Genomic DNA, 12,022 nt, shown 5'->3' on the forward strand with positions numbered 1-12,022 from the left:
TGGTATTATTATCAGAAGGACAAAAGTTAATCTGATGATTGGCTTTTTTTGCTGAATAGGATTACCAATGTACAAGAGTGCGACGCAAGAATGCTTCATTAATAGGCTTAGCTGACCAAATAATACACCTCACCATTGGTAACCCAGTGAAAATTGAAAACCATTACCGCTGAATGATAAATGTTTTTGTTGCCCCGGTTTGATTTTTTTTAATATAATAAATGCCATTAGGGTAGGTATTTACATTAAATACCTGTTGCCGGGCTGATTTATTTGTTTGTAAAGCTTTACCCATATTGGAATAAAGCGTAAATGCGGCTGCGGTTTTTGAGGAAATGAACAACTGGTTTTTTGCCGGATTGGGGTAAATCTGCATTTCGTTGTTTACTTGTATGTTGATTGGCATTTGGCTGATGGTATTGCTTGCAGCAGGGCTGGTATAAAGGATATTTACTATCCAATAATCAGTTAAACCCCTTGAGCTTTCAGTTTTATCAAATGAAATGCCGGAGCCTGAAAATCCGCCGAGAATAAACTGATTTCTTTTTATTTCTTTTACCGATGTAAGATCATCGTTGAGTGAACCTCCAATGGTTTTATCCCAATTAAAATTACCATTACGGTCTAATTTTACTAGCCAATAATCATCCAGACCCTTACCTGATTCCGATTTTTCGCCGGAGATGGGTGAGCGGGAATAGCCGGCCAGGATATACCCAAGATCGAGTGTTTGCTGTAAGGCATAAAATTGCTCATCTGCGTTTCCTCCGATAGTCTTATCCCATTGTATGTTTGCAAGGCTATCTAATTTTACCACCCAATAATCATTGGCACCCCTGCTATTCTCTGTTTTATCACCGGAAATATTGGAAGCAGAAAAACCACCTAATATATAGCCTTTGTCTTTTGTTATTTGCAGATATTTAAAATTATCTGCAGCATTACCGCCAATGGTTTTATCCCATATTATGTTGCCATTGTTGTTCACTTTTACTAACCAATAATCAAAACCGCCTTTGCTATTTTGGGATTTTTCGCCCGAAATATTTGAATCGGATTTGCCACCTAAAATATACCCACCATCTCCTGTTTGTTGCAGGGAACTTATGCCATCGTAATCATTGCCTCCAAAGGTTCTATCCCAAATTTTATTGCCATTTTTATCTGTTTTTATTAGCCAGAAATCTGAACCGCCTTTGCTGTTTTCAGATTTATCACCGGATATATCCGACCGGGAATGACCGCCCAAAATATAACCGCCATCAGCGGTTTGTTGTACGGACCGGCATTCGTCATCCTCCTTACCTCCAAAGGTTTTTTGCCAGGCTATATTGCCATTTTTTCTAAGTTTAATAATCCAAAAATCTGTACCTCCGCGGGAAGTATCGGTTTTATCACCCGTTTTACCAGACTGACTAACACCGGCTAGCAAGTATCCGCTATCTAAGGTTTGTATGGCGGTAATAAGTTGATCAGAAAGGCTGCCGCCAATAGTTTTATCCCATTGAATAAGACCTGTTTTACTTCTTTTTACTACCCAATAATCTGCACTACCTCTGCTGTTTTCAGTCTTTTCCCCTGATATGCCTGAGGATGAAAAGCCTGCTGCCAAAGTGCCTCCATCATTGGTAAACAACAGGCACGACAATTTATCATCTGCATTGCCACCAACAGTTTGTTGACTGGTAATTGAGACTTGTGCATTAACCGCACCAAAGAAAAAAGTACTGGTAAAAAGGGCAAGAATAAAATGGATGATTTTCATTTTGTGATGCTTTTCTAGTGCCTGCTGAATATAAAATATTTATTGCTTTCGTACATAATCTCCTATTTTGTTTAAGCTTGCTTTAATAAATTCTCAATATCAGTTACACAATTTGGTGCTTCTTATTGAATGTCAATACGATATATTTTATGCTTAAAATCTTCAAAAAGCCCTTGTATTTAAAATGCCTTAATTTTTTAAATAGTCACCAGCTATTTGGTGCCACTCACATTTTATATTTCTATATTTATTTATATAAGTACCTCAAATCAACCTCAATGAAACTAACTAGAAATCACCTCATCGTTCTATCATTTTTTGTATCCTCCTTGCTTTTGGTATCCTGGGATAAGCTGATAAAACATCCCGGCACCTCATTAAATAAAGTACAGTTGATAAATGAAGACAAACTTTCCAATGTTTATACCGAAGACCAGTTTGCTGCTTTATTAATGGATAATGTTCCACTTGGTTTTGGCCCTTATGGCAACAAAAACTTACCCGCTGCAGAGGATGTACTTGTGCAAAAAATTGCAGGAGATAACAGTCATTTACTATTAATGGCTTTTTACAATAAAGAAATGTATCAAGCTCCTTTTATTACGCTGCATCAAAATGGGATAGATATTTTATTAAAAGATGATGGAATTGCTGAAGACGCAATTGCTGGAGATGGATTATTTACGGCTAAAATAAGTACAGATGTGCCTTCTTTCAGAGAAACGGCCATTGGTCTGGATAAAGAAATACAACAGTCATCCTTTAAATATGTACAATTTAAAAATAGGTCGATTGTAGATGGTGCAGATGATATCAGGGGTTTTGACCTGAAAAAGTTTGATGCATTTCAAAAAGTATCTATTGCCGGTCTTAATGCTGCCGAAACAAGTGTTATTGATGATATTAAATCGCATAGTCTTTTTCTAACTGCACTTTCTGTGGTAGAGGACCCCACTCGCACCTGGGACCCCTGTCATAAAGTAGGTAATCCCAATGGTGCCTGGACATTTCAACAACTTATGCGGCAATTGGCCACTACCAATCCTAAAAAACCTGCTACAGATAAGCAAACCTCAGATTTTATTTTAAAATGGCTGGATAATTGGTCTGTTCCACAGGTAGTTAATGGCGATACCATTGCTGCCAGGCCATTGCTGGCAAGGGTTTTAACCAATCCCTGGTTAGAGAGAAGCGTAGCCGCAGGATATCCCAAAGGACAGTTAGACCTTAGTTCTGCTCCCTTTAAATTATTGGGCATTGTAAACCGTTTTGACCAGCGTTCAATAGAAAATGGACAACCTGCCGGAGAAGCCCGTTTTGTTTTTACATTATTAAGAAGTGATTGTACTGATAGTAAGGATTATACCCTTTCCTTTGAATACATCATCAATAAGCCAAATAATTGCGATTCTCTACATGCATGGGCACAACAATGGTACGATCTTAAAAACTATACGGTGGGAAGCACAGCCTACAATGCAGCTTTGGAAAAAATTACCAACCAGTTTACCTTTTGTGGCACCAACCGCAATAATGTAAACCAAAGCAGTTTAAAACATTTGCGTAGTAACGATCAGGCTTTAACATCTAACCTAACCCCAATTGTTGGTGAGTTCAGGCAATTTGTACTTAGTCCGGTTACCCACACTTTTGTTTTAGCACCGGTAGAGAATGCTGCTGCGGACAGGTATAATGTTAAAGTGGATAATGCGGATGTAAGAAGATTTGCTGATTATGTAAACAATAACCAAAAGGATATCATCAATAATAACCTTAAAATACCGGTTACTTATCTGGATTCCCCAATGCTGGGTGGCAAAACCAAAATTATTGGTGGCATTCCGGTAGGAGAGCCGCCTTACCCTTTTCATTGGGATGGCGTACCTGATGATCGTAATTCACCTGCATATATAAGAAATGCAGAGGCACGTCATGTAATTAGCTTAAATGCCTGTTCGGGTTGCCATGCAGGGGAAACGCAAACCCGGTTTTGGCACCTAAATCCGGTATTTTATGGTAAGGAAACTACACTATCCGGATTTTTAACCGGCACCAAAGGTCTTGATGCCATTGATTTTGATTATAACAACAACAATGATAGCATGACGGTAAAAGACCCGGCACTAAGACCATCATCTAATCCAAAATTATATGTGTACAACGATTTGCTACGCAGGGCCGAAGACCTGAACGATTTTCTTTCCCAATCGTGTGGCAGCATTTTTAGCATCCGCAATCAATTAATGTACAAACCCATGTTAATGGTGCATTAGTACTACTTTTTAAAACATAAAGGGCTGCTAAAGTGGCCCTTTTTTTGTGCCCGGCATTTCTAACACTAGTCATCATTCTTGCGTCGCACACTTGTACTGCACAATGTTTTGCAACATTATGTATTAGCAATTGGCTTTTAAAAGCAGCATATATATTCAGGCGTACAAGAGTGCGACGCAAGTAAAGCCAAACCAATGGAATTCAGCCTGGCCCAAAAGCATTTGAAGAATAACAGGAATAAAAATTTGGTAGAATAATTTCATCGCTTACTTTTGCGACATGAAAATAACAATGCACATACATCATCATCTTTACTTACCTAACTGGTAGGCCGGTGTTGTTTTGTGCATTCAATCATAAAAACATTTAAAGGCTTACACTTGTAAGTCTTTTTTTTTGCACTAACAGAAGTAAACTGCTTCTACAAACAAAGGATATGGAACAAAAATTAAAAGTAGCTATTCAAAAATCGGGCAGGTTACACGATGATTCTATTAAGTTACTAAAAGAGTGTGGTATTGATATTAGCAATGGCGTTAACAAACTAAAAAGCGAAGCCAGCAATTTCCCTATGGAAGTATATTTTTTACGTGATGATGATATTCCACAATATGTAGAAGATGGGGTTGCACATATTGGTTTTGTTGGTGAAAATGTGGTATACGAAAAAAATAAAAAAGCCGAAGTAGTAGAGCATTTAGGTTTTGGTAAATGCCGTTTATCACTGGCTACCCGGCGCCATGAAAAATACGAAGATGCCCGTTTTTTACAAGGCAAAAAAATAGCCACCAGCTACCCGGTTATTTTACAGCAATTCCTGGATAAGCAGGGTATACAGGCAGAAATTCATGAGATTAGCGGCAGCGTTGAAATTGCCCCCGGAATTGGTTTGGCAGATGCCATATGTGATTTGGTAAGCAGCGGCTCTACTTTATTTATGAATGGTTTGGTAGAGGCAGAAACCATTCTACAATCGCAGGCTGTGCTTATAAAAAACAAAGTACTGGGTAGCGACCAACAAGTGCTACTGGATAAATTACTGTTTAGAATAAAGGCAGTTAAAAAAGCAAAAAACAATAAATATATTTTGCTAAATGCACCAAACGATCATCTGGAAGAAATCATTTCATTATTACCCGGTATGAAGAGCCCCACCGTACTGCCTTTGGCAGAAGCAGGTTGGAGCAGTGTACACAGTGTATTAAATGAAAATGAATTTTGGGAAATTATTGAAAAGCTAAAGCTGGCCGGTGCCCAGGGCATTTTGGTAGTGCCTATTGAAAAAATGATTATTTAACCTAGTGAGTAGCCGCATATGAAACTGATAAAATATCCGTTGAAAGAAACATGGCCAGGTCTTTTAGAGCGCCCTTCTTTTAATGCAGTTGCCTTGCAGGAAAAAGTAAAAGCTGTTTTGACTGATATTAAACAACAAGGGGATGTTGCCGTTCAACACTATACCCACTTGTTTGATGGCATTAACCTGCCCAACAATATAGTTAGTAAAGCCGAAATGGAAACAGCTGCACAATTATTATCTCCGCAGTTAAAACAGGCCATTCAATTGGCTGCTGATAATATTCGGCTATTTCACCGCCAGCAATTATCAGCACCAACAAAGGTAGAAACCATGCCCGGTATTGAATGCTGGCGTAAATCAGTAGGCATAGAAAAAGTGGGATTGTATATACCTGGTGGCACGGCTCCTTTATTTTCCACCATTCTAATGCTGGGTATTCCTGCACAACTGGCAGGTTGCCGCGATATTATTTTATGTTCCCCGCCGGATAAAGAGGGCAAACTGCATCCCGCCATTTTGTATGCGGCAAAATTGGTAGGGGTAACGCAAATATGTAAAATTGGTGGTGTACAAGCCATTGGGGCCATGGCTTATGGTACCGCAACTATACCTCAGGTTTATAAAATATTTGGCCCGGGCAATCAATATGTAACCTGTGCCAAACAATTAATACAACAGCAGGGTATTGCCATAGATATGCCAGCCGGCCCAAGTGAAGTTTGTGTGTTGGCCGATGATACAGCCAATGCCGCATTTGTGGCGGCTGATTTATTATCTCAGGCCGAGCATGGTATTGATAGCCAGGTTTTACTGGTTTCAGTTTCAGAAAGACTAATTCAGGAGGTGGAAAGCCAGTTAAACAGTCAATTAGCTGTTTTACCACGTAAGCAAATTGCCGAACAGGCATTGGCCAATAGTAAAGCCATACTGGTACCTACTATTGCCGAAGCTATCGATATGGTAAATGCTTATGCGGCAGAACACCTTATTATTTCCTGTAATAATGCTGAAGAAATTGGAGAGGAAATTATTAATGCAGGTTCTGTTTTTTTAGGTAACTACTCACCCGAAAGTGTGGGCGATTATGCCAGTGGTACCAATCATACCTTGCCAACCAATGGATTTGCCCGGGCTTATAGTGGCGTAAGTGTAGATAGTTTTACTAAAAAAATCACTTATCAAAAACTTAGCAGGCAAGGTTTACAGCAAATAGGTGCAACTGTAGAATTAATGGCCAATGCCGAGGGGCTGCAGGCACATGCCAATGCTGTAACACTGCGTTTGCAGGAAATAGAAAATAATGAGCCCGGCAGTTAATCACATAATTGGCTTTACTTGCGTCGCACACTTGTGCTGCAGGTTAAGGGGCAGCTTTAAAACATAAAGTATAACGCCGAATAAATAGAATTTATGAGCTTTAATATTGATAATCTGGTTAGAGAAAATATAAAAAAGCTGGTGCCATATTCATCAGCACGTGACGAGTTTAGCGGAGACGCCAAAGTATTTCTTGATGCGAATGAGAATAGCCTGGGTTCTCCACTCACCAAATGGTATAACCGGTATCCCGATCCGCATCAACAACAAATAAAACAGGTGTTAAGCACCATCAAAGGCATCGCACCAGAACATATATTCTTAGGCAATGGCAGCGATGAATGTATTGACCTGCTGTTCCGCAGTTTTTGTAATCCAGGTAAAGACAATGTTATTATTTGTCCGCCAACTTATGGCATGTATGAAGTAAGCGCCAATATTAACGATATAGCCATTAGAAAAGCCCCATTGCTTGAAAATTTTGAACTGGACCTCATCCATATAGAACAATTGGCCGATGCCAATACAAAGCTCATTTGGATTTGCTCACCCAATAATCCGACAGGTAATTCATTCAACCGGGCCGATATTGAAATGGTGCTCAATAATTTCAAAGGTATTGTGGTAATAGATGAAGCTTATATCAATTTTGCCCGTCAAAAAACATTTATTCAGGAGCTGGTAGATTATCCCAATCTGGTAGTACTGCAAACTTTTAGTAAAGCCTGGGGTTTGGCAGGTTTACGTTTGGGAATGGCATTTGCTTCAGCAGCCATCATCGAAATTTTAAACAAGGTAAAACCGCCTTACAATATCAATCAGGCCACGCAGGAGCTTGCATTGAAGGCACTGGAAGAAGTTGGCCAAGTAAATGATATGATCACTGAATTGGTAGATATGCGCATTGCACTGGCAGAAGTGTTATCCACCATACCCACCGTAGAAAAAGTATTTCCTTCTGATGCCAATTTTTTATTGGTTAAAATAAAAGATGCCCGAAAATTATACGATTTTCTGTTAACCAAAGGTATAGTGGTAAGAGACCGTAGCAATGTAAAATTGTGCGAAGAATGCCTGCGAATTACCATTGGCACCGAGCAGGAAAATACAGATCTGGTAGATGCCATAGCCCAATGGTTAAATATTACAACAAGTGCTTAATCTTATTGTTATAAATTACATTTATTTAAAAATCGCAGTGTATGAAACTTAAACAACCGTCAATTCTGTGCTTCATTCTTACATTTTGCTTCAGTGCTAACTTGCTGGCAAATTGCAATGATACCCTGGAAAACAAAAATGCGGCACCAGTAACAGCTAATGAGGATGCTTCAATCGTATTGCCGGTTGGTTTTACTGCAGTAAGGTTTGCAGATAGTTTGGGCGAAGCCCGCCACCTTATTGTAGCGCCATCCGGAAAAGTATATGTAAAATTATCTGCTCAATTAAAAGGTGCCGCCATTTATGAATTAACTGATGCCAATGGAGATGGCAGGGCAGAAATAAAAACAGGTTTTGGTGCATTTACAGGAACGGGGATTGGCTTACACAATGGCTACTTATATGCTTCCTCCGATAACGATGTATTTCGGTTTAAGGTTGATGCAGCTGGTAATGTACTCAATCCCAAAGAACCAGAAACCGTAATTTTCGGTTTAATTAACCGCCATCAGCACGAGGCAAAGTCATTTACTTTTGATAATGAAGGCAATATTTATGTAAATATTGGAGCCTACTCCAATTCTTGTCAGGAGAAAGACAGAACAAAAGGATCAAAAGGCATGATGCCTTGCCCAATTCTGGATTCTGCAGGTGGTATCTGGAAATTTAGTGCCAATAAACTCAATCAAACTTATTCAGATGGTACCCGTTATGCCACCGGTTTAAGAAATGTAGTGGGTTTAAGATGGAATACCAATACCAACAGCCTTTTTGTAATGCAACATGGCCGCGACGGATTACACGATCTTTATCCGGATATGTATGATACCAAACAAAGCGCTGAGTTACCCGCCGAATGTATGTACGAGTTAAAACAAGGAGATAACTGCGGTTGGCCATACATGTATTACGATCCATTCCAAAAGAAAAAAATTCTTTCTCCGGAGTATGGCGGCGATGGCAAAAAGGAGCCAACAGAAAACTACAAAGCACCAGCTGCTGCTTTTCCGGCACATATGGCACCAAACGATTTATTGTTTTATACTGGCAGCATGTTCCCCGAAAAATATAAAAACGGTGCTTTTATTGCCTTTCATGGTTCATGGAACAGGTCACCTGAACCACAAAAAGGCTATCTGGTAGCTTTTGTACCATTTAAAGATGGTAAACCAACTGATAATTGGGAAATTTTTGCTGATAATTTTGCAGGCGGCCCGGCATATATTTCTCCGGGTAAAGCCAAACATCGTCCATGTGGTTTGGCACAAGGCCCCGATGGCGCCTTGTACGTATGCGACGATTCTGGCGGCACCATTTATAAAATAACTTACAAGGCACAATAGCCCTTTATGATAAAAAAACTCATTTTCGCTTTGGTGGTAACTGCTGCCACCTATTGTGTTACAGCCCAAAACAATGGGCCGTCTTTTACCAGGGGTAAACAACTTTATACCGATTATTGCCTAACCTGCCATCAGGACGATGGGGCTGGCGTACCCAAATTAAATCCCTCACTTATCAATTCTTCTTTTGTAAGTGGAGATAAGAAAAAAATTATAAGCTGGGTATTACAGGGCACAACCGATAAAATAGAAATTGATGGCAAATTCTATTCAAACAATATGCCTGCACAAAATTATTTAACCGATCAGCAAATAGCAGATGTATTAACTTTTATCCGGGGAAGCTTTGGCAATAAATATAGCGCCATCAGCCCCGCAGATGTTAAAGCCATCAGGGCTGGCATCAAATAAATTATTAGCCCGGCTGTTGTGCAACTATTATGCTTCACTTGCGTCGCACACTTGTGCGGTTGTCTGGTGTGGCAGCTAACAATAACCGGCAAAACCATACCAACAATAACCAACAACCGGCATGAGCAATCAAGCAACCAACTACGCAGCAAAACGTGTTTTATTTATCGACCGTGATGGAACGCTCATAAACGAAGCGCCACCTACCTATCAGTTAGATGATTTTGCCAAACTTAGCTTTTACCCAAATATGTTTGAGTTCATGAGCAAAATTGCCCGTGAACTGGATTACGAATTAATTATGGTGACCAATCAGGATGGTTTGGGTACAAGTGCTTTTCCCGAAGATACTTTCTGGCCATTGCACAACCTGGTAATGCGTAGTTTGGAAGGGGAGGGCATTTATTTTAAAGAAGTATATATTGATAAAACATTTGCCATAGACAATGCACCCACCCGTAAACCAAATACAGGCATGCTAACAAAGTTTATCAATAATCCTGATTATGATTTGCAAAACTCCTTTGTAATTGGAGATAGAATTACAGATATACAACTGGCCAAAAACCTGGGTTGTAAAGGCATTTGGCTAAATAATGACCCTTCTTTGGGTGGTGGTGAAATAAAAGATAAAGCAACCGAATTGCGTGCCGATACTGTAGCACTGGAAACTACCCAATGGAGTGATATATATAGCTTTTTAAAACTGGGTTTACGTACAGTAGTACACGAACGCAATACCAACGAAACCCAGATAAAAATAGACCTAAACATTGATGGCAGCGGTAAAGCCAATATACATACCGGGCTTGGCTTTTTTGATCATATGTTAGATCAGATAGCCCGCCACGGTAAAATGGATTTAACCATTAACGCAAAAGGCGATTTACATATTGATGAACACCATACCATTGAAGATACAGGCATTGCATTAGGTGAAGCATTTGCCAAGGTACTGATAGATAAACGCGGTATGGAGCGCTATGGTTTTGCATTACCAATGGATGAAGCAGATGCCAAAGTGGTGATTGATTTTGGTGGCCGTAACTGGCTGTTTTGGAATGCCGAATTTAAACGCGAAAAAATTGGTGAAATGCCCACCGAAATGTTTTATCACTTCTTTAAATCGTTTAGTGATGCAGCCAAATGCAATATTAATATAGAATGCCGGGGCGATAATGAGCACCATAAAATTGAAGCTATATTCAAAGCATTTGCCAAGGCGATACGCATGGCTGTAAAAAGAGATCCGCTAAGTAATTATTTGCCGAGTACAAAGGGGGTTTTATAGTTGTTACTTGTTACCTTGTATGCAATGCCTAATTAAGTTTGATGATTAGGATTGTTGGCGTACAAGTGAGTGACACAACACCAGTTGAATCATTAATCCACAGTCTGATACATAATTCTTATATAGCTATTAACAGCTTTATTGCAATTTTATGAAAGGCTGGTATGGGTTTTACCCCTATCTTCGCAGCCTCAAAAAAAGTTCTTTCCCGCAATGATTAGTAGAAGAAATATTCGTGTTAAAGTGATGCAGGAGCTGTATGCACAACAAACTTTAGAAGGTACGCCGGCCATGGTTGATCCGGTTAAGAATTTACATAAGCTATTAGACCAATGCAGTAATTTATTTGTATACCTGCTTTATTTTATTACAGAAGTAGCCCGTTACGCAGAAACAGATGCCATACTTAGGGCCAATAAAAACCTGCCTTCGGATGCGGACAAGAATGTTAATACCAAACTGGCTGGTAACCAGCTACTATGGGCTATTTTAGAAAGCGATTCTTTTAAAAGAGAAAAATCCGCCAGAACCATACCCTTTGAAGATACCAAAGAGCAGGTGAAGAAAGTGTATAATAAACTGGTTGAAACAGATTTATATAAACAATATATTGCTGAACAAAGTCGCGATAAAAAGGAAGAAAAAGCCTTATTACAATATATTTTTACCGACCTGATGCTGCCCGACGAAAATTTTATTGAGCACCTTGAAGAACATTTTTCTAACTGGGATGACGACAGTGAAATGATGGATCAGTTAATGCTGCATTACCTGCAAAAACCCGGTGGCTATAATTTACAAGATCTTATTGGAGATGAAAAAACAAAATTTGCCAAAGACCTTTTGTTAACGGTTACCAATAAAGGCGAATATGCTATTGAATTAATTAAACCCAAACTAAAAAACTGGGATAGTGAGCGTATCGCTGTATTGGATATGATTCTAATGCAAATGGGTGTTTGCGAATTATTATATTTCGAAACCATACCACCAAAAGTTACTATTAACGAATATATTGATCTTGCTAAAGAATACAGTACGCCGCAAAGTGGCCAGTTTGTAAATGGTATTTTAGATAGCCTGCATAAAGAACTGCTTGCTGAGAACAAGATTCATAAAATTGAGTTCAAAAGAAAAGCATAAACGGAAACTATTACATT

General features: G+C 39.2%; 9 protein-coding genes. 8 read left to right on the plus strand and 1 reads right to left on the minus strand.

Going from position 1 to position 12,022, the window contains the following annotated elements:
• Positions 1–163: 163 nt before the first annotated feature.
• The gene (locus GD597_RS02595) at positions 164–1,765 is read right to left on the minus strand and encodes a T9SS type A sorting domain-containing protein (RefSeq protein ID WP_171606251.1); all 1,602 of its coding nucleotides are present in this window, start codon (positions 1,763–1,765) and stop codon (positions 164–166) included.
• 278 nt (positions 1,766–2,043) lie between these two features.
• Here GD597_RS02595 and GD597_RS02600 point away from each other — a divergent pair, with 278 nt between their 5' ends.
• The 8 genes from GD597_RS02600 (at position 2,044) to nusB (ending at position 12,005) form a co-directional block, all read left to right on the plus strand.
• Positions 2,044–4,038 carry a hypothetical protein gene (locus GD597_RS02600; protein ID WP_171606252.1) on the plus strand — a complete coding sequence of 665 codons (1,995 nt, stop codon included), beginning with the start codon at positions 2,044–2,046 and terminating at the stop codon, positions 4,036–4,038.
• Positions 4,039–4,475: 437 nt separating this feature from the next.
• Positions 4,476–5,336 carry an ATP phosphoribosyltransferase gene (gene hisG, locus GD597_RS02605; RefSeq protein ID WP_171606253.1) on the plus strand — a complete coding sequence of 287 codons (861 nt, stop codon included), beginning with the start codon at positions 4,476–4,478 and terminating at the stop codon, positions 5,334–5,336.
• Between the two features lie 18 nt (positions 5,337–5,354).
• Positions 5,355–6,656 (plus strand): histidinol dehydrogenase, encoded by a 1,302-nt coding sequence (gene hisD, locus GD597_RS02610; RefSeq protein WP_171606254.1) that lies wholly within the window; start codon positions 5,355–5,357, stop codon positions 6,654–6,656.
• Positions 6,657–6,749: 93 nt separating this feature from the next.
• Complete coding sequence (gene hisC, locus GD597_RS02615; RefSeq protein WP_171606255.1) at positions 6,750–7,817, plus strand: histidinol-phosphate transaminase; 1,068 nt, start codon at positions 6,750–6,752, stop codon at positions 7,815–7,817.
• 41 nt (positions 7,818–7,858) lie between these two features.
• Complete coding sequence (locus GD597_RS02620; RefSeq protein WP_171606256.1) at positions 7,859–9,160, plus strand: PQQ-dependent sugar dehydrogenase; 1,302 nt, start codon at positions 7,859–7,861, stop codon at positions 9,158–9,160.
• Positions 9,161–9,166: 6 nt separating this feature from the next.
• Positions 9,167–9,571, plus strand: a complete 405-nt coding sequence (locus GD597_RS02625) for a c-type cytochrome (protein ID WP_171606257.1) — start codon at positions 9,167–9,169, stop codon at positions 9,569–9,571.
• A gap of 121 nt (positions 9,572–9,692) precedes the next feature.
• The gene (gene hisB / locus GD597_RS02630; RefSeq protein ID WP_171606258.1) at positions 9,693–10,862 is read left to right on the plus strand and encodes a bifunctional histidinol-phosphatase/imidazoleglycerol-phosphate dehydratase HisB; all 1,170 of its coding nucleotides are present in this window, start codon (positions 9,693–9,695) and stop codon (positions 10,860–10,862) included.
• Between the two features lie 213 nt (positions 10,863–11,075).
• Positions 11,076–12,005: a transcription antitermination factor NusB gene (gene nusB, locus GD597_RS02635; protein ID WP_171606259.1), complete on the plus strand. Its 930-nt coding sequence runs from the start codon at positions 11,076–11,078 to the stop codon at positions 12,003–12,005.
• The last annotated feature ends 17 nt before the right edge of the window (positions 12,006–12,022 follow it).

It is taken from the genome of Limnovirga soli, from assembly GCF_013106755.1.
In the GTDB taxonomy this organism is placed as follows: Bacteria; Bacteroidota; Bacteroidia; order Chitinophagales; family Chitinophagaceae; genus Limnovirga; species Limnovirga soli.